The following is a 19634-nucleotide window of genomic DNA, read 5'->3' as shown; positions in this document are numbered from 1 at the left end:
CGCCCGCGTTTTCAACCCCTTGCCGTAGTCGACCCCACGCCATGCTGATCTGGTTCGTCGTCATCTATCTCGTCATTTCGATCGGCATCGGCCTGCTGGCCGCGACCCGCGTCCATACCACCAAGGATTTCGCCGTCGCCGGCCGCCACCTGCCGCTACCGGTGGTCACCGCAACCGTCTTCGCCACCTGGTTCGGTGCCGAGGCAATCTTCGGCGTCTCCTCGACCTTCGTCACCGAAGGCCTGCGCGGCGTCGTCGCCGACCCCTTCGGGGCCTCGCTGTGCCTGATCATCGGCGGCATCTTCTTCTCCCGCAAACTGTACAAGCTCAACGTGCTGACGCTGGGCGACTACTTCCGCCTGCGCTACAACCGCACGGTCGAAGTCCTGGCAACGATCTGCATCGTGCTCGCCTACCTCGGCTGGGTCGCCGCCCAGATCAAGGCACTCGGCCTGATCTTCAACGTCGTCACCGACGGCGCCCTGAGCCAGGAGGCCGGGATGATCCTCGGCGCGCTGGTCGTGCTCACCTACACCACGCTCGGCGGCATGCTCTCGGTGGCCATCCTCGATTTCGTCCAGATGGGCGTGATCATCGGCGGCATGCTCTTCATCGCCTGGCTGATTTCCGGCCAGACCGGCGGCGTCATGCCGGTCATCGAACACGCCGCGGCAGCCGGCAAGCTCGATTTCTTCCCCGAGCCGGATCCCTGGCAATGGATCGCCTTCCTCGGCGCCGGCATGACCATGATGCTCGGTTCGATCCCGCAGCAGGACGTCTTCCAGCGCATCACCTCGGCCCGTACCGCGACGATCGCGCTGTGGGGGTCGATCATCGGCGCAACCATCTACTTCTGCTTCACCTTCGTGCCGATGTTCATCGCCTACTCGGCGACGCTGATCAACCCCGAGCAATACAACGCGCTGATGGCCCAGGACACCCAGCTGGTGCTGCCGACGCTGGTCCTCGAGCAGACACCGGTGTTCGCCCAGGCGATCTTCTTCGGCTCGGTGCTGGCGGCGATCATGAGCTGCTCGTCGGCAACGCTGCTGGCCCCGTCGGTCGCCTTCGCCGAGAACATCGTCCGTGCCTTCTTCCCGGGCATGGGCGACCGCGAGTTCCTGCGCGTGATGCGCGTCACCATCGTCTGCTTCACCGGCGGCGTGCTCGCCTTCGCGCTGAACTCCGAATCGAGCATCTTCCACATGGTCGAGAACGCCTACAAGGTGACCCTGGCCGGCGCCTTCGTGCCGCTGTTCTTCGGCGCCTTCTGGGCACGCGCGACGACCCAGGGCGCGCTGGCCGCGAATATCGGCGGCATCGCCGCCTGGCTGCTGGTCGAGATCCTGGTTGGCGACGACAGCCTGGTACCGCCGCAACTGATCGGCCTCGGCGTCAGCATCCTCGGCATGATCGCCGGTTCGCTGCTGCCGCAGTGGGTCGGCCACAGCCGGCCGCAGGGCGACATCCACGCCTCGCTGCACCACCGCGCCGCTGCCGAAACCCACCATACCGGCCAGCACCCGCATCACCACTGAGCCACGCCAAGGCTGACCGGGCCGCGCTTTCGGCCTAAAATCGGGGGATGTCACAACACGGCAAGCGCTCCGTCGTCCTCGCCCGCTACCTGGCACTCGCCTGGTGCGGGCTGATCGTTTACGCAAGCCTGCATCCCTTCGCCGGCTGGCGCGATACCGGCGTTTCGCCATGGGCCTTCATCGAAGGCGCATGGCCGCGTTACTGGACGCTGTTCGACCTAGTCGCCAATGTTGCGGTCTACCTGCCGCTCGGCCTGTTTTTGACCCTCGGCCTGCACCGTCTGCCCGGGCGCTACAGTGCCGCGATCGTCGCCACGCTGCTCGCCGCCGGCCTCAGCTTCGGCCTCGAAACGCTGCAGAACTGGCTGCCCAGCCGCGTCCCGTCGAACCTCGACCTGGCCTGCAACAGTGCCGGCGGCCTGCTCGGCGCGCTGTGGGCGCATCTGGTCGGGCCGCGCATCTTCGCCCGCCTGGAAAGCACCGCGCACCGGCTGCTGGCGCCAGTCCCCCATGGCGAACTGGGATTGACGCTGCTCGGTCTGTGGATGATCGTGCCGCTGTCACCGGAAACCCTGCTCTTCGGCGCCGGCGACCTGCGCCAGCTGTTCGGCCTGACCCCGGCGCTGCCGTTCTCGAGCGAGCACTACACGCTGATCGAGGCCGGCATCACCGCCTGCAACGCCGTCGGCGTCGGCCTGATCCTCGGCTACCTGGCGGCCCGACGCTGGATCGCCTGCCTCGCGGTCCCGCTCTTCCTGCTTCTCGGCCTGGCCGTGCGCATGCTCGGCACCGCCGTGCTGATCGGGCCCGGCGAAGCGATGGCCTGGTGGACGCCGGGCGCCCGCCAGGGGCTGCAGGTGGCCGCCGCGATCCTGCTCGTCGCCCTCTGGCTGCCGGCCCGGGCAGCGCTGGCGCTGGCCGCACTGACGCTGTTCGCCGGCACCGTGCTGGTCAACCTGGCGCCGCCCAATCCTTACTCGGAAGCGGCGCTGGCCGCCTGGCGCCAGGGGCACTTTCTCAATTTCAACGGTCTAACCCGCCTGGTCGCCAGCCTCTGGCCCTTCCTGGCGCTGCCTTTCCTGCTGCTGACGCTGCGCGGCGGCGCGGGCCGTTCCACGTGAAACGACGCCGCCTATAATGGCCGTCCCCACCGGAGAGAAAAAATGAGCTATTTCCAGCACCACGTATTCATCTGCACCAACCAGCGCGAAAACGGCGAGTCCTGCTGCAACAATGTCGGCGGCGGCAACGCCTTCGCCTATGCCAAGGACCGCATCGGCGCGCTCAAGAAAAACGGTCCCGGCGCCGTCCGCATCAACAAGGCCGGCTGCCTCGGGCGTTGCGACCAGGGCCCGGTGATGGTCGTCTATCCCGAAGAGACCTGGTACGGCTTCGTCGATAACGAGGACGTCGAGGAAATCATCCAGGAACACCTGATCAACGGACGCGTCGTCGAACGCCTGAAGCTATGAAAGCCCCCGAGGAAAAGATCAACGTCGCCGGCCCGGCCGGCAACATCGAAGTCATCATGGAGCGTCCGGACGCACCGCGCGGCATCGCCCTGATCGCCCATCCGCATCCGCTCGGCGGCGGCGCCAACACCAACAAGGTCGCCTACACCCTGGCGCGCACCTTCGTCAGCCTCGGCTACGCTGCCTTCCGCCCGAACTTCCGCGGCGTCGGCGGTACTGAAGGCGTGCACGACGAGGGCAGGGGCGAGACCGACGACCTGCTCGCCGTGCTCCACGACGCCAAGCTGCGCTGCGGCGACATCCCGGTCGCGCTGGCCGGCTTCTCGTTCGGCGCCTACTGCCAGACGCGCGTCGCCAGACGCCTGGCGGAAGCCGGGCATCCGGCCCAGCGCCTGGTCCTGGTCGGTACCGCCGCCGGCTTCGTCGAAGGCACGCGCCAGTACGACACCGAAGCCGTACCGCACGACAGCATCGTCATCCATGGCTCGGCCGACGAGACGGTGCCGCTGGCCAACGTCTTCGCCTGGGCCCAACCGAACGACCTGCCGGTGGTCGTCGTCCCCGGTGCCGATCACTTCTTCCATCGGCGCCTGCACCTGATCCGCGACATCATCACCCGCGCATGGCGGCACTAGTCCAGGCTTCCGGGCCCATGGCACTGGATGTTGCCGGGCTGCGCAAAAATTACGCCGGCAACGAGGTCGTCGCCGGGCTGTCGTTCGCCGTCGAACCGGGCACCTGTTTCGGCCTGCTCGGGCCGAACGGCGCCGGCAAGACGACGACGCTGCGCCTCTGCCTCGGCCTGACCGCACCCGACGCCGGCGAGATCCGCCTGGCCGGCCGGCCGATTCCCGCCGAAGCGCAGGTGGCGCGCGCCAAGGTCGGCGTCGTGCCGCAGTTCGACAACCTCGACCCGGATTTCAGCTGCGCCGAGAACCTGCTCGTCTTCGGCCGCTATTTCGGCCTCAAGGACGCCGACGTGCGCCGGCGCATTCCGGCGCTGCTCGATTTCGCCAGCCTGGCGAACAAGGCCGAGGCCCGGATCGCCACCCTGTCGGGCGGCATGAAGCGGCGCCTGACGCTGGCCCGCGCGCTGGTCGCCGACCCCGACATCGTCTTCCTCGACGAGCCGACCACCGGCCTCGACCCGCAGGCCCGCCACCTGATCTGGGAACGCCTGAAGCAGCTGAAGGCGGCGGGCAAGACGCTGATCCTGACCACCCATTTCATGGACGAGGCCGAGCGCCTGTGCGACCGGCTGATCGTCATCGACCACGGGCGCAAGATCGCCGAAGGCAGCCCGCGCGAACTGATCGCCACGCACATCGAAGCGCAGGTGATCGAGGTCTTCGACGAATCTAGCGGTCGACTGCCCGAATTCACCGAAAACCACCGCCACCTCGCCGCGCGCGTCGAGCTCAGCGGCGACACCGCCTTCTTCTACTGCCGCGAGCCACAGCCGCTGCTGGCCGCGCTCGCCGGCGCCGACGGCCTGCGCTACCTGCATCGCGCCTCCAACCTCGAGGACGTGTTCATCAAGCTGACCGGCCGGGAGTTACGCGACTGATGAACCGCCCCGGCTTCTTCCCCGTCTGGCAGCGCAACTTCCTCGTCTGGAAGAAGCTGGCGCTGCCGTCCATCCTCGGCAACCTGGCCGATCCGCTGATCTACATGCTCGGCCTCGGCTACGGCCTCGGCGCGATGCTTCCGGAAATCGGCGGCCAGCCGTACATCGCCTTCCTCGCCGCCGGCACCATCTGCGCCTCGACGATGAACGCGGCAACCTTCGAGGCGCTGTACTCGTCGTTCTCGCGCATGCATGTCCAGAAAACCTGGGACGCCATCCTCAACACCCCGCTCGGCCTGACCGACGTCGTCGCCGGCGAACTCTTGTGGGCGACGACCAAGTCCTTCTTCTCCGGCTGCGCGATCCTCGTCGTCGTCACCGCGATGGGCCTGACCAACGGCCCGCTGGCGCTGCTCATCCTGCCGGCCATCGTCCTCACCGGCCTGGCCTTCGCCGCGCTCGGGCTGATCTGGAACGCGCTGGCGCCGTCCTACGACTTCTTCATGTACTACTTCACGCTGCTGATCACGCCGATGACGCTGATTTCCGGCGTCTTCTTCCCGACCGACCAGTTGCCCGGCTGGCTCGCCGCGATCGGCGGCTGGCTGCCGCTGGCCCAGGGCGTGGCGCTGATCCGGCCGCTGCTCGCCGGCCACTGGCCGGCCGACGCCCTGATCCACATCATGGCCTTGCTGGCGACCAGCGCCGTAGCCTTCGCCATCGCCCTGCGCCTGACCCGGCGCCGGCTGCTCAAGTAAGGGAGACCCCGATGTCGCCGCTGCTGATCCTGACCAACTGCCCCGACGAAGCCAGCGCCAACGCCATCGCGCTGGCCCTGGTCGAGGAAAGGCTGGCCGCCTGCGTCAACCTGCTGCCGCGGGTGCAGTCGATCTACCGCTGGCAGGGCGCCGTCGAGTCGGCGTCGGAAATCCCGCTGTTGATCAAGTCGACCGCGACACACTACCCGGCGCTCGAGCAACGCATCGTCGCGCTGCATCCCTACGACCTCCCCGAGATCGTCGCCCTGCCCATCACCGACGGCCTGCCGGCCTACCTGAACTGGCTCGCCGCAGAAACGTCCGAATGATCATGCGCCACCTTTTCCTCCTCCTCGCCTTCCTGAGTTCCCTGGTTCACGCCCAGGAATTCCTCGACCCGCTGGTCGCCTTCAAGCCGACCGCCCGCGCCCTCGACGGCCAGACCGTCGAAGTCCGCTACGAGATCGCCAAGGGCTACTACCTGTACAAGGACAAGTTCCGCGTCCATCCGGCCGACCCGCTGCTCCAGGTCGGGCCGCTGCAGCTGCCGGCGGGCAAGGAGAAGGACGACGACACCTTCGGCCGCGTCGAGGTCTTCTACAAGGAAGTCGTCTTCCGCGTCCCGGTCGAGCGCAGCAGCTCCGGCCAGCTCGCGCTCAGCCTCGACCTCGTCTCGCAGGGCTGCGCCGACGCCGGCGTCTGCTACCCGCCGCAGACGCAGACGGTGACGCTGAACCTGCCCGATCCCGCGAGCACGCCGGCGGCACCGCCGATGACCGGCAATCTGACGGTCGACGGCGACGAAAGCGGAAAAATCGCCGAGCTGCTGCGCAACGCCGGCTTCTGGGCCGGGCTGGCAGTGTTCTTCGTCGCCGGCCTCGGCCTCTCGCTGACGCCCTGCGTCTTCCCGATGATTCCCATCCTCTCCGGCATCATCGCCGGCCAGGGTCACCAGGCGACGCGGGGCAGGGCACTGGCGCTCAGTCTCGCCTACGTCCTCGGCATGGCCATCACCTACGCCGCCGCCGGCGTCGCCGCCGGGCTGACCGGCACGCTGCTCGCCGCCGCGCTGCAGAACGTCTGGGTCCTCGGCAGCTTCGCGCTGGTCTTCGTCATCCTCTCGCTGTCGATGTTCGGCTTCTACGAACTGCAGCTGCCGACCGCGCTGCAGAGCAAGCTCTCGGAAGAATCCGGCCACCTCCGGGGCGGCCGCGGCATCGGCGTCTTCCTGATGGGCGCGCTGTCGGCGCTGATCGTCGGCCCCTGCGTCGCCGCACCGCTGGCCGGGGCGCTGCTCTACATCGGCCAGACCGGCGACGCCGTCTTCGGCGGCCTGGCGCTGTTCGTCATGGCGCTCGGCATGGGCGCGCCGCTGATCGTCGTCGGCGTCGCCGGCGGCTCGCTGCTGCCACGCACCGGCCCGTGGATGGAAGGCGTCAAGAAGGCTTTCGGCGTGCTCCTGCTGGCCACCGCGCTGTGGCTGCTGTCGCCGGTGATCCCGGCGGTCGCCGCGATGCTCGGCTGGGCGCTGCTGCTGATCGTGCCGGCGATCTACCTGCACGCGCTCGACCCGCTGCCGCCGCATGCGAAGAACTGGCAGCGCTTCTGGAAAGGCATCGGCATCGTCATGCTGCTCACCGGCGCGGCGCTGCTGATCGGCGCCCTGGCCGGCAACCGCGACCCGCTGCAGCCGCTGGCCGGCCTGCGCGGCGGCGCGCTTGCCGCCGAAACGCAGAAGCTGCCGTTCGAGACGGTGCGCTCGGTGGCCGAACTCGAGGCCCGGCTGGCCACGGTCGACCGGCCGGTGATGCTCGATTTCTATGCCGACTGGTGCGTCTCGTGCAAGGAGATGGAGAAATTCACCTTCACCGACCCGGCGGTGCGCGCCCGGATGTCGGGCTTCGTCCTGCTCAAGGCCGACGTCACCGCCAACAGCGACGACGACAAGGCGCTGCTCGCCCGCTTCGGCCTCTACGGACCGCCCGGGATCATCTTCTTCAACCCGGCCGGCGAGGAAATCCGCGGCGTCCGCGTGGTCGGCTTCCAGGAAGCCACGAAATTCCTCGCCAGCCTGAACCGCGTCTCCGGCTGACCGGCATGCGTCGCTGGCCGCTGCTCCTGCTGCTGGCCGCCGTCGGCGGCTGCTCGCTGTTCGAGAGCGAACAGGAAGGCGCGGCCCTGCCCACCGACATGGCCCGCCGCGCCGACGGCAAGACCGCCACCGCCTGGCCGGCGCCGCTGAGCCGCGAGGAAGCACAGCGCCGCATCGTCCGCCTGATTCCCTCCTACGCCAGGGACCGCGACGGCTGGGCCGGCGACCTTCATGCGGCGCTCGATCACCTCGGCGTGCCGCACGCCACCCAGACCTACTGCGCGGTGATCGCCGTGATCGAGCAGGAATCGAGTTTCCAGGCCGATCCGTCGGTGCCCGGCCTGGCCCGCATCGTCCGCCGCGAACTGGCCGAACGCGAGGCCCGCTACCGGATTCCCGGCGTCGTCGTCGATGCCGCGCTGAGCAAGACCTCGCCGGACGGACGCAGCTACGAACAACGGATCGCCGCGCTCAGGACCGAGAGCCAGGTCAACACGCTGTTCGAGGACATGATCGGCGAACTGCCATTCGGCAAGACCCTGTTCGGCGGCTTCAACCCGATCCGCACCGGCGGCCCGATGCAGGTCAGCATCGCCTTCGCCGAGCAGCACGCGGCAACCCGCGGCTATCCCTACAAGATCGAGCGCAAGATCCGCGACGAAGTCTTCTCGCGCCGCGGCGGCGTCTATTTCGGCGCCGCCATCCTGCTCGACTACCCGGTGCCCTACGACCGCATCGTCTATCGCTTCGCCGACTTCAACGCCGGCCGCTACAGCAGCCGCAACGCCGCCTTCCAGCAAGCCCTGGGCCGCCTTGCCGGGCGTTCGCTGGCCGCCGACGGCGACCTGCTGCGCTACGAGGACGGCGCGCCGAGCGGCGGCCAGAGCGAGGTCGAGGCGGCCCTGCTCGAGATTGCCGGGCAACTCGACATGAGCCGCCCGCAAATCCGCCGCGACCTGCTCCTCGAGAAATCCGAGGCGTTTTCGCGCAGTCCCCTCTACGAAAAGGTCTTCGCCCTGGCCGACGCGGCGGCCGGCAAGCCGCTGGCTCGCCAGGCGATGCCGCAGATCGCGCTGAAAAGCCCGAAGATCACCCGGCGGCTGACCACCGAATGGTTCGCCAAGCGCGTCGAAGGACGTTATCGCAGCTGTCTGCGGCGCAGCGGCGGCTGAACGATGACCGCGCTCGGCCGTGACCTGTGGCGGATCGGGGCGAGCTTTCTCGCCAACCAGGGATTCCTGCTCGCCGGTGCGATCGCCTATTACGCGCTGCTCTCGCTGCTGCCGCTGCTGATCCTCTCGATCGTCGGCCTCTCGCACCTGATCGAGCAGACGGTACTGGTGGACAGCATCGCCGGCTATCTCGACTGGCTGCTGCCGAACACTGCCGCCTTCGTCGTCGCCGACGTCGCATCCTTTCTCGAGCACCGCGACGGCATCGGCCTGGCGATGCTCGGCACGCTGCTGTTCTTCAGCACGCAAGCCTTCTCGGTCCTGGAAAAGGCGATGGCGGTGATCTTCGCCCATCGCGGCGGTGGCCGTAAGCGCCACTTCCTGGTCTCGGCGCTGCTTCCCTACAGCCTGGTCTTCGTGCTCGCCCTGGCACTGCTGCTGCTGACCCTGGGCAGCGCCGCGCTGCAGGCCCTGGCCCGCGAAAACCTCGAGCTGTTCGGTCACCGCCTGGCGCTGACCGGACTCGCCGGCTTCCTCTTCCCGGTCTTCGGCATCGCGCTGGTGACCCTGGTCCTGGCCGCCTTCTACCTGATCGTTCCCCTCGGCCGCACCCGGCTAGCGCATGCCCTGTCGGGCGGCCTGGCCGGCGCACTGCTGTGGGAAGCGATGCGCCACGGGCTGATCTGGTACTTCGGCACGATTTCGCGCATCGGCGTCGTGTACGGCTCGCTGGCCGGTACCGTCGTCCTGCTGTTCTGCCTCGAGCTGGCGGCGATCCTGCTGCTGCTCGGCGCCCAGGTGATCGCCGACATCGAAACCCGGCCGCGCTGAACCGCTAGAATGGCCGTGTCGGCAGAACGAGCGATGGACACGCCATGAAGTTTTCCCGGATCTTCCTGAACCGCCTGCAAAACCCGCCGAAGAACCGCGACAGCGTCGTCGTCATCGACGTGCTGCGCTCGTTCACCACCGCCGCCGTCGCCCTCGATCGCGGTGCCGCGGCGATCCACGCGGTCGAAGCGGTTGCCGCGGCAGCCGCGCTGGCCGCCCGCCTCGACGGCGCACTGAGCATCGGCGCAGTCGGCGGCGGCGACCCGGTGACCGGCTTCGATTTCGGCAATTCGCCGGCCAGCCTGCTCGCCGCCGATCTGGCCGGGCGTCCGGTAGTACTCAGCACGGCCGCCGGGGTGCGCGGACTGCAGCGCTTCGGCGACGCCCGCCGCTTGTATGCGGCCAGCCTGGTCTGCGCCCGGGCCACCGCCGCGGCCATCCTCGCCGACGGCGCCGACGAGGTCTGCTTCGTGATCACCGGCGAATGGGTCGATCGCGACGGCGACGAGGACATCGCCTGCGCCGACTACATCGAAGCGCTGCTCTGCGGACGGACGCCGGATCCCGCCGACTATGCCCGGCGCGTCCGCGAATCCGACTTCGGGCGGCGCTTCGGCCAGCCCGGCTGGCCGAACCTGCCGGGTGCCGACCTCGAGCTGTGCGCCGACGCCGACCGCTTCGACTTTGCCATGCCGGTCCGGCGTCGCGACGGATTGCTGGTGATCGGCTAGGCGAAGGTATCCCAGGCGAACTTGACGATCAGCGTGCCGACGACGATCAGGAAGACGACGCGGATGAAACCGCTGCCGTGCTTCAGCGCCAGCCAGGTGCCGGTCGCCGAGCCGGCGACGTTGGCCACCGCCATGCCGGCGGCGAGCAGCGCGATGACGTGACCGGCAGGCAGGAAGAAGGCGAGGGCGGCGAGGTTGGTGGCGACATTGACCACCTTGGCCCCGGCCGAGGCGTGCAGGAAATCGAATCCGAAGAAGCGGATGAACAGGAAGATCAGGAAGCTGCCGGTCCCCGGGCCGAAGAAACCGTCGTAGAAACCGATCACGCCACCGAGCAGGATCGCATAGGCGAGTTCGCGGCGGCCGCTGTGAGCCGGCCGGTGAGCCTGGCCGAAATCCTTCTTGAGCAGCGTGTAGACCGCGGAAAAAACCAGCAGGACGAGGATCAGCGGGCGCACCGCGTCCTTCGGCAGCCACGCCACCGCCGCCGCACCGGCATAGGACAGCGCGAAGGCGGCAAGCGCCGCCGGCAGGATCGTCCGCCACGGCATCTCGACCCGGCGCGCGAAGCGCCAGGCAGCGTTGGCGGTACCGAAGACGCTGGCAAACTTGTTGGTGCCGAACAGCGTCGCCGGGGCAACGCCCGGCTGCGCCGCGAACAATGCCGGAATCTGGACCAGGCCGCCGCCGCCGACAACGGCGTCGACCAGACCGGCGACGAAGGCGGCGAGCATCAGGCCGCCGAGCAGGGGATCGAGGAGTTCCATCGGTCGTTCAGGGCTGACCAGCGGTTCGTCCGCCGGCGTCTGGGGTAATGATCATGTCGTTATAATGGCCGTTCAGGACGGGGGAAATAGGCTGTATGGACAATGTGACTCTGAGTATCGTGCTTACTGCCGGCGCCGTTGCCGGTGTTCTGTTCTTCATTTTCCGCCGCAGCAGCCGGTCGGTACCGGCCGAGACGATGCCGCAACGGCAATACGCCGGCAGCCATCGCGAACCGCGCCCGGCCCGCCCGGAAATGGACCCGCAGACGCGTTTCGTCGAACCGGCCAGACGCAAGCAGTACCGGTTGCTCAACGACAGCGAGCAGGAACTTTACCACCGCCTGTGCGAAGCCATGCCCAACATGCAGGTTTTCGTCCAGGTCGGCGTCGCCCAGCTGGCGCTCGCCCGCGGTCGCCAGGAAGCCCAGCGGCTGAGCCGGATGGCCGGGCGCGGCGTCGATTTCGTCATCTGCGACCATGATTTCTCGATCGTTGCCGCGATCGAACTGGCCTGGCCGACCAGCGGCCAGGAAATCGACAACGCCGAGGAGGTCAAGCGCGTTGCGCTGCAGAGCCTGGGGATTCCGCTGATCGTCTTCCGCCCGAACAAGCTGCCCGATGCCGACACGATCAGCCGCGAGATCGCCGACGCAATCATCCGCCGCAAGCGGCTGGAAGCCGAGCGCGACTGAGGGCCAGCGCCTTGGGCCAGCCGCTCGCGCACCTGCTCCCGGCGATCCGCCGGAACGGACTCGGCGGCTGGCTGGCCGACCTTTACCGCTACCTGCGTTTCGCCGCGCTGCTGATCGTCGCCGGCCTGTCGCCTTTGGTGCATGACCGGGCCACCCGCCGCCACACCTCGCGCATCCTCTGCGCGGCCGCCTGGCAACCCTTGCCTGGCTACCTGCTGACCAGCATCCTGATCAGCGCCGTGCTGACCCGCATCGTCACCGTCACTGCTGCTGGTTACGGCCTCTCGCACCTGGCGCTGGAAGCGATCCTGCGCGTCTTCGTCGTCGAACTGCTGCCGCTGGCGGCGACCCTGGCCGTTGCCGCGCGGGCGCTGCCGATGGCCATGCAGCAGTTGTCGGCGGCGCCGGGCCGGCCCCGGGCGAGCTTGCGCGACGCGCTGCCGTTCGCGGTCGGCAACGGAATCGCCGTCGGCGTGCTGGCGGTGATCGGCGGTCTGCTTTCACTGGTCGTCGCCTATCTGGTGGTCCATGGTTTCAGCCCCTGGGCGCTGGCCGGCTACGCGCGCCTGATCGGCCAGGTCTTCGATCCGCTGCTGGCCGTCGCCCTGGCCGCCAAGCTGGCCCTGTTCGGTATCGCCGTCGGCATCGCGCCGACCACCGTCATTCTCGACCCGCGCAAGGGCGACGCCGGCCTGCGCGAAATGCGGGTGATGGTCCGCCTGCTGTTGATCCTGGTCCTGATCGAGGGTAGCTTCCTGGTCTTGCGAGGTTTCTGAACGCGATGACCGAGCCGTCTGCCAATCCCGAGATTCCCCACGCCGAAGCCAAGGCCGCCGGCCTGCTGCTGCTCACCCTGCTGCTGGTGCTCGCCTTCGTCGGCTATGTGATGCAGGCGCGCGGCGTCTTCGACGACAACCAGCATCTCCTGCTGGTGGCGGAAAATGCCGAAGGTGTCGCCGTCGGCAACGACCTCAGCTTTTCCGGTTTTCCGATCGGCCGGGTCACCCGCATCGAACTCGGCGACGACGGCAAGGCTCATATCCACATCGACGTGCCGCTGCGCGACGCGCGCTGGCTGCGCAGCTCCTCGGTATTCACTCTCGAACGCGGCGTCGTTGGCGGCGCCAGGCTGCGTGCCTACAGCGGCGTGCTCGACGATCCGCAGCTCGAGGATGGCGCCCGCCGCGACGTGCTGATCGGCGATGCCGCATCCGGCGTCTCGGAACTGGTGGCAACGATGCACAAGCTGATCGACAACGTCGCCCGGCTGACCGCCGAGGAATCGGCGCTGAGCGCGACGCTGGCCAACCTGCAGCAGTTCAGCGCGACGCTCAACGGCCGTCACGGCGCGCTCGGGGCGCTGCTCGGCAACGAACGCGACGTCGCCCGGGTGCTCGCTGCGCTCGAGGAAAGCCGGGCGCTGCTGGTCGATGCGCGGGCCAGCCTGAACAAGCTCGATGCCGCCCTGGTCGATGTCAAGGCGATCACAGGCAACGCCCGCGCCGCCAGCGAGGATCTCGACGCCCTGCGCGCCGAGGTCGACCTCAATCTGCGCAAGGTTTCCGGGATGGTCGACGAACTCAACCGCAAATGGCCCTTCGCCCGCGAACGCGAGCTCAAGCTGCCATGAAGCGCCTGCTCGCCGCCCTTGCCATCGCCGGCCTGAGCGGCTGCGCCGAGCGGCCGGCGGTACCCGACTGGCTGCTCACGGCCGACGCGGCGATCGGCAACCACGTCCGTTACCACCTCGAAGGCCGCGACCGGCTCGCCGCCGGCCAGCTGGCCATCGCCCGCAACGAAGTGGCGCGTACCGGCGACGCGACGCAGATGGCGCGCATCGAACTGCACGCCTGCGCGGCCCGGGTGGCCAGCCTGGAAAGCGGCGATTGTCCCGGCTTCCTGCCACTGGCGGCCGACGCTGCCGCCGCCGAAAACGCCTACGCGGCCTATCTGGCCGGCAATGTCACGGTCGACGTCGATCTTTTGCCAAAAATGCAGCAGCTGGCCTGGCGCGATCCGGCCCGCCTCGAAGCCATCGCCGATCCACTCTCGCGCCTGCTGGCGGCAGCGCTGCTGTGGCGCGACGGTCGCCTGTCGCCGGCCGGCATCGCGCTGGCCATCGAAAGCGCAGCCGGGCAGGGCTGGCGACGGCCCTTACTCGCCTGGCTGCTGGTCGAGCGCCAACGGCTTGAGAAAATCGGCGACAGCGCCGGACTGTCCATGGTCGACCGTCGCCTGCGGCGAATTTCCGGCGAGCAGCCTTGAGCCCGGGGCGAGTTGCACACAGAGGTTTTATAAAAGTCTGTAAACAAAACGACTATGTTTACTACCTCGTCAACAACTCTGTGGATAAGATCGATTAATCGATAAAAAACAGTAGCTTGACCTGTAAATTCAGCTATGGGCAAGTACCTGCGCAGGCTGTTGGTGGTTTGGGGACGGTTTACGCCTTGTCGGAAAGCATGCCATTTGTGTACACCGGGCAAACAACTTTCCCACAAGCTTATCCACAGGCCGGAAAAGGCCTCACTTGCCGATGCAGAAACGACTGAAGATGACGCCGAGCAGGTCGTCGGCGGTGAATTCGCCGGTGATTTCGCCGAGCGCCTGCTGGGCCAGGCGCAGTTCCTCGGCGAACAGTTCGAGGGCGGGCAGGGCGCCGCTGACCACGGCGCGGGCGCTGTCCACATGGTCGCGGGCGCTGGCCAGGGCCCGCAGGTGGCGTTCGCGGGCGATGAAGACATCTTCGGCCTGGTGCCAGCCGGCAACGCGTAGCAGTTCGCTGCGCAGCAGGTCGACGCCACGGTTGGCCTTGGCCGACAGCGAGATGGCAACGCCGCCGGTTTCGTCATGGCGTTCGGGCTCGCGGCCGGCGAGGTCGATCTTGTTGTAGACGGTGATGCGCTGCAGCCGGGCCGGCATTTTTTCGAGAATTTTACGGTCGACCGTCGAAATCCCCTGATTTGCGTCGACCAGCAGCAGGACCACGTCGGCCTTCTCGATTTCCTGCCAGCTGCGGGCAATGCCGATCTTCTCGACTTCGTCGTCGGTGTCGCGCAGGCCGGCGGTATCGATGATGTGCAGCGGAATGCCCTCGATCTGGATGGTCGAGCGCAGGGCATCGCGGGTGGTGCCGGCGATCGGCGTGACGATGGCCAGCTCGTCGCCGGCCAGGCGGTTCAACAGCGACGACTTGCCGACATTGGGCTGGCCGGCGAGGACGACGTGCAGCCCGGATTGCTGCAGCTTGCCCTGGCCGGCGCGGTCGAAGATCTCGGCCAGTTTCTTCTGCAACCGGTCGAGCCGGCCGAAGGCGTCGGCGGCCTTGAGGAAATCGATGTCTTCCTCGGGGAAATCGAGGGTCGCCTCGACCAGCATGCGCAGGTTGATCAGTTCCTCGTTGAGCTCGCCGATGGCGCGCGAGAACTCGCCCTGCAGCGAACGTACCGCCGAGCGGGCGGCGCTGGCGGTGGCGGCGTCGATCAGGTCGGCGACGGCCTCGGCCTGGGCCAGGTCCATCTTGCCGTTGAGGAAGGCGCGGCGACTGAATTCGCCGGGTTCGGCGAGGCGGGCGCCGAGATCGAGGCAGCGGGCCAGCAGCAACTGCATGACGACCGGGCCGCCGTGGCCCTGCAGTTCAAGCACGTCCTCGCCGGTGAACGAATTCGGGCCGGGGAAAAACAGCAGCAAACCGGTGTCGACCGTCGAACCGTCGGCGGCGCGGAAATCGGCCAGGGTCGCGTAGCGCGGCTGTGGCGTCTTGCCGGTCAGCGCAAAAGCAAAGGGCAGCAAATTGCTGCCCGAAACCCGGATCACGCCGACCCCGCCACGGCCGGGAGCCGTGGCGATGGCGGCGATGGTGTCGTTCTTCACACCTCAGGCTTTGGCATCGTTGGCAGCCTTGCCGCCACTTTCCATCATCCGCGTGATCTGCCACTGCTGGGCGATCGAGAGGATGTTGTTGACCACCCAGTAGAGCACCAGGCCGGCCGGGAACCAGAAGAACATGATGCCGAAGACGAAGGGCATGGCCATCATCACCTTGGCCTGGATCGGATCCGGCGGCGTCGGGTTGAGCTTCATCTGGATGATCATCGAGACGACCATGATCACCGGCAGGATGTACCAGGGATCGGGCGAGGCCAGGTCGGTGATCCAGCCGACCCACGGCGCGTCGCGCATTTCGACGGCGCCGAGCAGCACCCAGTAAAGGGCGATGAAGACCGGAATCTGGATCAGGATCGGCAGGCAGCCGCCGAGCGGGTTGATCTTCTCGGTCTGGTACAGCTTCATCATTTCCTGGTTCAGACGCTGGCGGTCGTCGGCGTAGCGTTCCTTGAGCTGGACCAGGCGCGGCGTGACCAGGCGCATCTTGGCCATCGACTTGTACGAAGCGGCCGACAGCGGGAAGAAGGCGAGCTTGATGGCAATGGTCAGGACGACGATGGCCCAGCCCCAGTTGCCGACCAGACCGTGGATGAACTGCAGCGCCCAGAAGATCGGTGCGGCGATCAGCGTCAGCCAGCCGTAATCGACGACCAGGTCGAGACCCGGCGCCACCTGCTTGAGCGCGGCCTGTTCCTGCGGACCGGCGAACAGCGTCACCGCCGTACCGGCGCTGGTGCCCGGGCCGATTTCGGCCACCGGCACGATCACGCCGGTCTGGAAGACCTTGCTGCCGTCAACCTTGCGCATGTAGTACTCGCGCTGGACGCCCTGCTGCGGCACCCAGGCGGCGACGAAGTAGTGCTGGACCATCGCCAGCCAGCCATTGTCGGCGGTCTTGGTGAACTTGGCGCTCTTGTCGGCGATGTCGGCGAACTTCACCTTCTGGTACTTCTCGGCGTCGGTATAGACGGCCGGGCCGGTGAAGGTGTGCATCATCATGTTGCTGCCGGCCGGTTCGCCGTCGTCGCGCTGGACCTGGAAATAGGCATGCGGCGTCAGCGGCTTGGCCGACCCGTTGACGATCTCCCAGGCGACGTCGATGGCGTAGCTGCCGCGCTTGAAGGTCAGCGTGCGAGCAACGCGGATGCCTTCCGGACCGTCAGCCTCGAGGCGGATCTTCAGCTCGCTGGCGTCGGCCGCCATTTCCAGCGGACCGTCGATGCGGCGGAATACCGTGCGGTGCGACGGCAGGCCCTCGCCGATCAGGCCGCTCTGGGCGAAATACTGGTGCTTGCCGTCGAAGAGGACGAAATTGCGGTCCTTGTCGTCGTTTTCCTTGTAGTTGAGCAGTTCGAGACCGACCAGGTCGCCGCCCTGGGTCGAGATCGTCGCCTTGACCAGATCGGTGACGACGGTGAAGGTCTCGGCGGCTGCTGCAGCCGCTGCTGCCGGCGCTTCGCCAGCCACCGGCGCGGCGGCCTGCAGGGCGACCGAAGGCGTCGGGGCGCTACCGTTGGCGGCGGCCGGCGCGGCATTCGCCGCCACCTCGGCAACCGGTTTCGGGTGCTTGTACTGCTGCCAGTTTTCCCACAGCATGAAGCTGGAGAAAGCGAAGATCATGACCAGTATCAGGCGTCGAGTATCCATGAGCTGCCTACTAAGTTGATTGGTGTTCAGGGAACGGGATCATACCCGCCCGGATGCCAGGGGTGACAGCGTCCGATGCGTTTTAATCCCATCCAGCCGCCTTTCAGTGCGCCGTACTTGCGTATCGCATCGACCGTATATTCGGAACAGGTCGGGAAATAGCGGCAACGGCGCCCGAACATCGGGCTGATGGCGTATTGGTAGAAGCGGACCAGGGCAATCAGCAACTGCTTCATGCACTGTCCTTCCTGATGCGGGGTCGCGCCAGGCGGTCGAGCAGGCCGGAAAAATCGGCGGCGAGCGCCTTGCCGTCGAGCGGACGCGGCTTGGCCGCCAGCCGGACGACCAGGTCACAGGTCGGCAGCGCTTCGCGGCGCAACCTGAAGAGCTCGCGGACGATGCGCTTGACCCGATTACGGTCGACTGCCCGCTTGAGCAGTTTCTTGCCGACGACCAGACCGAGCCTGGCATCGGTGCTGCCTTCGGGACGCGGCTGGTAATGAAGCATCAACCAGGTACCGCGAATGGCCTTCCGAAAACCAAAAACGGATGAAAATTCATCCGTTTTGGTCAGGCGATAGCGTCTGGCGAAGCTGACATCCACTTCGCCGGATGTCCGGTTTAAACGGCCAGACGCTTGCGGCCCTTGGCGCGGCGAGCAGCGAGGACGGCACGGCCGCCCTTGGTGCGCGAACGGACCAGGAAGCCATGGGTGCGCTTGCGGCGCACGACCGACGGTTGATACGTGCGTTTCATGTCGTAATTCCTTGAGTGAGCGGAGAAAAACGCGTGATTACACCTTGTTTACCCAGGCCGTGTCAACCGGAATTATTTGCCGAAGCTGTGGATAACCTGTTCATGGAGGGGTAGAATTGCGCCTTGGTCGGCGGCCATCAAGCCGCCGATTTCATTGAAATTCCGTTTTCAAATCATAGAACTAATAAATCCGCCAGCAATGACATCGACTGCGCGGTGTGGAGCTTTTCTTTCAATGACCGGTTTCTGGGAATCCTGTTTGCAACGCTTCGAACAGGAACTGCCCGCGCAGCAATTCAACACCTGGATCAAGCCACTGCGCCTGGAAGGCGAAAACACGGCGCTTGAAGACGGCCTTCGCCTGATTGCGCCGAACGGCTTCATCCTCAAATGGGTCCGCGACCGCTACCTGGGCCGGATCGAGGATTACGGCAGGACCTTCTTCGCGGCCCCGGTCAGCATCGCCCTGGTGATCGGCAGCGGCAAGCCGGCAGCACCGGCCCGCAGCGAGTCAGCAGCGCCTTCGGCCAGCCCGGCGGCGGCGGAGAGCAAGCCGGCGGCTGCACCGGCCGCGGCCAAGCCGCGCGCCAAGACGGCCTCGGTCTACGACAAGTCGCGGCTCTTTTCCAATTTCACCTTCGACAACCTCGTCGTCGGCAAGGCCAACGACCTGGCCCGCGCCGCCGCCCTGCAGGTCGCCGGCAATCCCGGCGGTGCCTACAACCCGCTGTTCATCTACGGCGGCGCCGGCCTCGGCAAGACCCACCTGATCCACGCCATCGGCAACCACATCGTCGCCGAGAACCCGGACAAGGTCGTCCGCTACGTGCACGCCGAGGATTATTACTCCGACGTCGTTCGCGCCTACCAGCAGAAGTCCTTCGACACCTTCAAGCGGACCTACCGCTCGCTCGACGTGCTGCTGCTCGACGACGTCCAGTTCTTCAACGGCAAGAACCGTTCGCAGGAAGAGTTCTTCTTCCTGTTCAACGCGCTGATCGAGGCGCGCAAGCAGATCATCATCACCTGCGACACCTACCCGAAGGACATCAACGGCCTCGACGACCGGCTGGTGACGCGCTTCGACTGGGGCCTGACGGTGCAGATCGAGCCGCCCGAGCTGGAGATGCGCGTCGCCATCCTGCAGAAGAAGGCCGAGGCCGAAGGCATCCGCCTCGACGACGAAGTCGCCTTCTTCATCGCCAAGCACCTGCGCTCGAACGTCCGCGAACTCGAAGGCGCGTTGAAGAAGGTGCTCGCCTATTCGTCCTTCCACGGCCGGGTGATCGCGCTCGACCTGGCCAAGGAAGCGCTCAAGGACCTGATCGGTTCGGTGCGCAACGTCGGTATCGACAACATCCAGAAGACCGTCGCCGACTACTACAAGATCAAGGTCGCCGAATTCTTCTCGAAGAAGCGCACGCGGGCGATTGCCCGGCCGCGCCAGGTGGCGATGTGGCTGTGCCGCGAAGTCACCTCGCACAGCTTCCCGGAAATCGGCGATGCCTTTGGCGGCCGCGACCACACGACGGTGATCCACGCGGTGAAGACGATCGATTCGCTGCGCGCCAAGGACAGCGAACTCAACCATGACCTGCACGTGCTGTTGCAGGTGCTCAAGGGATGAGGCTGTAGACAAGCATGTGGGCAAGCTGTCGAGACTTTGGGGACGAGCCGTGAAATGACGCTTTGTGGGAAAATTGTCCAGATTTCATCCACAGGC

The 19634-nt window shown here is 66.9% G+C and carries 22 protein-coding genes; 16 read left to right on the top strand and 6 right to left on the bottom strand.

Features of this window, described 5'->3' with window-relative positions:
* Window positions 1-41: 41 nt before the first annotated feature.
* From DFR40_RS11780 to DFR40_RS11730, 11 genes are read left to right on the top strand one after another with little or no spacing between them, the layout of a single operon-like run.
* Window positions 42-1538 carry a high affinity choline transporter 1 gene (locus DFR40_RS11780; RefSeq protein WP_121458699.1) on the top strand — a complete coding sequence of 499 codons (1497 nt, stop codon included), beginning with the start codon at window positions 42-44 and terminating at the stop codon, window positions 1536-1538.
* Window positions 1539-1585: 47 nt separating this feature from the next.
* Window positions 1586-2659: a VanZ family protein gene (locus tag DFR40_RS11775; RefSeq protein ID WP_121458698.1), complete on the top strand. Its 1074-nt coding sequence runs from the start codon at window positions 1586-1588 to the stop codon at window positions 2657-2659.
* A 42-nt stretch (window positions 2660-2701) separates the two neighbouring features.
* A complete protein-coding gene (locus DFR40_RS11770; RefSeq protein ID WP_121458697.1) occupies window positions 2702-3010 on the top strand; it encodes a (2Fe-2S) ferredoxin domain-containing protein in 309 nt (102 codons plus the stop codon).
* Window positions 3007-3645 (top strand): alpha/beta hydrolase, encoded by a 639-nt coding sequence (locus DFR40_RS11765; RefSeq protein ID WP_121458696.1) that lies wholly within the window; start codon window positions 3007-3009, stop codon window positions 3643-3645. Before DFR40_RS11770 ends, DFR40_RS11765 begins: the two co-directional genes overlap by 4 nt.
* Before the next feature lie 17 nt (window positions 3646-3662).
* Window positions 3663-4577 (top strand): ATP-binding cassette domain-containing protein, encoded by a 915-nt coding sequence (locus DFR40_RS11760; RefSeq protein WP_170160213.1) that lies wholly within the window; start codon window positions 3663-3665, stop codon window positions 4575-4577.
* On the top strand, window positions 4577-5335 hold the full coding sequence (locus DFR40_RS11755; RefSeq protein ID WP_121458694.1) for an ABC transporter permease: 759 nt from the start codon (window positions 4577-4579) through the stop codon (window positions 5333-5335). Before DFR40_RS11760 ends, DFR40_RS11755 begins: the two co-directional genes overlap by 1 nt.
* An 11-nt stretch (window positions 5336-5346) precedes the next feature.
* Window positions 5347-5664 (top strand): divalent-cation tolerance protein CutA, encoded by a 318-nt coding sequence (gene cutA, locus DFR40_RS11750; RefSeq protein WP_121458693.1) that lies wholly within the window; start codon window positions 5347-5349, stop codon window positions 5662-5664.
* A 2-nt stretch (window positions 5665-5666) separates the two neighbouring features.
* On the top strand, window positions 5667-7427 hold the full coding sequence (gene dsbD / locus DFR40_RS11745; RefSeq protein WP_121458852.1) for a protein-disulfide reductase DsbD: 1761 nt from the start codon (window positions 5667-5669) through the stop codon (window positions 7425-7427).
* Window positions 7428-7432: 5 nt separating this feature from the next.
* Window positions 7433-8599 carry a DUF1615 domain-containing protein gene (locus DFR40_RS11740; protein ID WP_121458692.1) on the top strand — a complete coding sequence of 389 codons (1167 nt, stop codon included), beginning with the start codon at window positions 7433-7435 and terminating at the stop codon, window positions 8597-8599.
* Window positions 8600-8602: 3 nt separating this feature from the next.
* Window positions 8603-9430: a YihY/virulence factor BrkB family protein gene (locus tag DFR40_RS11735; RefSeq protein WP_121458691.1), complete on the top strand. Its 828-nt coding sequence runs from the start codon at window positions 8603-8605 to the stop codon at window positions 9428-9430.
* A 44-nt stretch (window positions 9431-9474) separates the two neighbouring features.
* Window positions 9475-10161, top strand: coding sequence for a 2-phosphosulfolactate phosphatase (locus DFR40_RS11730; protein WP_121458690.1), 687 nt, complete (start codon window positions 9475-9477; stop codon window positions 10159-10161).
* Here the strand turns inward: DFR40_RS11730 and DFR40_RS11725 are convergent.
* The gene (locus tag DFR40_RS11725) at window positions 10158-10928 is read right to left on the bottom strand and encodes a sulfite exporter TauE/SafE family protein (protein WP_121458689.1); all 771 of its coding nucleotides are present in this window, start codon (window positions 10926-10928) and stop codon (window positions 10158-10160) included. The genes DFR40_RS11730 and DFR40_RS11725 overlap by 4 nt on opposite strands.
* Before the next feature lie 95 nt (window positions 10929-11023).
* Here DFR40_RS11725 and DFR40_RS11720 point away from each other — a divergent pair, with 95 nt between their 5' ends.
* The 4 genes from DFR40_RS11720 to DFR40_RS11705 are packed head-to-tail and all read left to right on the top strand — an operon-like array spanning window position 11024 to window position 13885.
* Window positions 11024-11620: a DUF2726 domain-containing protein gene (locus DFR40_RS11720; RefSeq protein ID WP_121458688.1), complete on the top strand. Its 597-nt coding sequence runs from the start codon at window positions 11024-11026 to the stop codon at window positions 11618-11620.
* An 11-nt stretch (window positions 11621-11631) separates the two neighbouring features.
* A complete protein-coding gene (locus tag DFR40_RS11715; RefSeq protein ID WP_121458687.1) occupies window positions 11632-12396 on the top strand; it encodes an ABC transporter permease in 765 nt (254 codons plus the stop codon).
* A gap of 5 nt (window positions 12397-12401) precedes the next feature.
* Window positions 12402-13250, top strand: coding sequence for an MlaD family protein (locus DFR40_RS11710; RefSeq protein WP_121458686.1), 849 nt, complete (start codon window positions 12402-12404; stop codon window positions 13248-13250).
* Window positions 13247-13885, top strand: coding sequence for a hypothetical protein (locus tag DFR40_RS11705; protein ID WP_121458685.1), 639 nt, complete (start codon window positions 13247-13249; stop codon window positions 13883-13885). Before DFR40_RS11710 ends, DFR40_RS11705 begins: the two co-directional genes overlap by 4 nt.
* 261 nt (window positions 13886-14146) lie before the next feature.
* Here the strand turns inward: DFR40_RS11705 and mnmE are convergent, their stop codons facing one another.
* Genes mnmE through rpmH form a run of 5 tightly spaced genes read right to left on the bottom strand, consistent with a single transcriptional unit; the run spans window position 14147 to window position 17911 of the window.
* Window positions 14147-15493, bottom strand: coding sequence for a tRNA uridine-5-carboxymethylaminomethyl(34) synthesis GTPase MnmE (gene mnmE / locus DFR40_RS11700; protein ID WP_121458684.1), 1347 nt, complete (start codon window positions 15491-15493; stop codon window positions 14147-14149).
* A gap of 3 nt (window positions 15494-15496) precedes the next feature.
* The gene (gene yidC / locus DFR40_RS11695) at window positions 15497-17155 is read right to left on the bottom strand and encodes a membrane protein insertase YidC (RefSeq protein WP_121458683.1); all 1659 of its coding nucleotides are present in this window, start codon (window positions 17153-17155) and stop codon (window positions 15497-15499) included.
* 26 nt (window positions 17156-17181) lie between these two features.
* Window positions 17182-17391: a membrane protein insertion efficiency factor YidD gene (gene yidD, locus DFR40_RS11690; protein ID WP_121458682.1), complete on the bottom strand. Its 210-nt coding sequence runs from the start codon at window positions 17389-17391 to the stop codon at window positions 17182-17184.
* A complete protein-coding gene (gene rnpA, locus DFR40_RS11685) occupies window positions 17388-17759 on the bottom strand; it encodes a ribonuclease P protein component (RefSeq protein ID WP_121458681.1) in 372 nt (123 codons plus the stop codon). The genes yidD and rnpA overlap by 4 nt, the downstream gene beginning before the upstream one ends.
* Before the next feature lie 17 nt (window positions 17760-17776).
* Window positions 17777-17911, bottom strand: coding sequence for a 50S ribosomal protein L34 (rpmH, locus tag DFR40_RS11680; RefSeq protein WP_027457001.1), 135 nt, complete (start codon window positions 17909-17911; stop codon window positions 17777-17779).
* Window positions 17912-18146: 235 nt separating this feature from the next.
* On the opposite strand from rpmH, the gene dnaA reads away from it, so the two are divergent.
* A complete protein-coding gene (gene dnaA / locus DFR40_RS11675) occupies window positions 18147-19538 on the top strand; it encodes a chromosomal replication initiator protein DnaA (RefSeq protein ID WP_121458680.1) in 1392 nt (463 codons plus the stop codon).
* Window positions 19539-19634 lie beyond the last annotated feature (96 nt).

It is taken from the genome of Azonexus fungiphilus (assembly GCF_003634965.1).
Classification (GTDB): Bacteria; Pseudomonadota; Gammaproteobacteria; order Burkholderiales; family Rhodocyclaceae; genus Azonexus; species Azonexus fungiphilus.
The sequence above is the reverse complement of the archived record's forward strand: the minus strand, read 5'-3'. Positions and strand labels throughout refer to the sequence as shown.

What these genes read in the sequence shown, in the direction of transcription:
- DFR40_RS11780 (WP_121458699.1), top strand. Translation starts at nt 42, where the DNA reads ATGCTGATCTGGTTCGTCGTCATCTATCTCGTCATTTCGATCGGCATC.
- DFR40_RS11775 (WP_121458698.1), top strand. Translation starts at nt 1,586, where the DNA reads ATGTCACAACACGGCAAGCGCTCCGTCGTCCTCGCCCGCTACCTGGCA.
- DFR40_RS11770 (WP_121458697.1), top strand. Translation starts at nt 2,702, where the DNA reads ATGAGCTATTTCCAGCACCACGTATTCATCTGCACCAACCAGCGCGAA.
- DFR40_RS11765 (WP_121458696.1), top strand. Translation starts at nt 3,007, where the DNA reads ATGAAAGCCCCCGAGGAAAAGATCAACGTCGCCGGCCCGGCCGGCAAC.
- DFR40_RS11760 (WP_170160213.1), top strand. Translation starts at nt 3,663, where the DNA reads ATGGCACTGGATGTTGCCGGGCTGCGCAAAAATTACGCCGGCAACGAG.
- DFR40_RS11755 (WP_121458694.1), top strand. Translation starts at nt 4,577, where the DNA reads ATGAACCGCCCCGGCTTCTTCCCCGTCTGGCAGCGCAACTTCCTCGTC.
- cutA (WP_121458693.1), top strand. Translation starts at nt 5,347, where the DNA reads ATGTCGCCGCTGCTGATCCTGACCAACTGCCCCGACGAAGCCAGCGCC.
- dsbD (WP_121458852.1), top strand. Translation starts at nt 5,667, where the DNA reads ATGCGCCACCTTTTCCTCCTCCTCGCCTTCCTGAGTTCCCTGGTTCAC.
- DFR40_RS11740 (WP_121458692.1), top strand. Translation starts at nt 7,433, where the DNA reads ATGCGTCGCTGGCCGCTGCTCCTGCTGCTGGCCGCCGTCGGCGGCTGC.
- DFR40_RS11735 (WP_121458691.1), top strand. Translation starts at nt 8,603, where the DNA reads ATGACCGCGCTCGGCCGTGACCTGTGGCGGATCGGGGCGAGCTTTCTC.
- DFR40_RS11730 (WP_121458690.1), top strand. Translation starts at nt 9,475, where the DNA reads ATGAAGTTTTCCCGGATCTTCCTGAACCGCCTGCAAAACCCGCCGAAG.
- DFR40_RS11725 (WP_121458689.1), bottom strand. Translation starts at nt 10,928, where the DNA reads ATGGAACTCCTCGATCCCCTGCTCGGCGGCCTGATGCTCGCCGCCTTC.
- DFR40_RS11720 (WP_121458688.1), top strand. Translation starts at nt 11,024, where the DNA reads ATGGACAATGTGACTCTGAGTATCGTGCTTACTGCCGGCGCCGTTGCC.
- DFR40_RS11710 (WP_121458686.1), top strand. Translation starts at nt 12,402, where the DNA reads ATGACCGAGCCGTCTGCCAATCCCGAGATTCCCCACGCCGAAGCCAAG.
- DFR40_RS11705 (WP_121458685.1), top strand. Translation starts at nt 13,247, where the DNA reads ATGAAGCGCCTGCTCGCCGCCCTTGCCATCGCCGGCCTGAGCGGCTGC.
- yidC (WP_121458683.1), bottom strand. Translation starts at nt 17,155, where the DNA reads ATGGATACTCGACGCCTGATACTGGTCATGATCTTCGCTTTCTCCAGC.
- yidD (WP_121458682.1), bottom strand. Translation starts at nt 17,391, where the DNA reads ATGAAGCAGTTGCTGATTGCCCTGGTCCGCTTCTACCAATACGCCATC.
- rpmH (WP_027457001.1), bottom strand. Translation starts at nt 17,911, where the DNA reads ATGAAACGCACGTATCAACCGTCGGTCGTGCGCCGCAAGCGCACCCAT.
- dnaA (WP_121458680.1), top strand. Translation starts at nt 18,147, where the DNA reads ATGACCGGTTTCTGGGAATCCTGTTTGCAACGCTTCGAACAGGAACTG.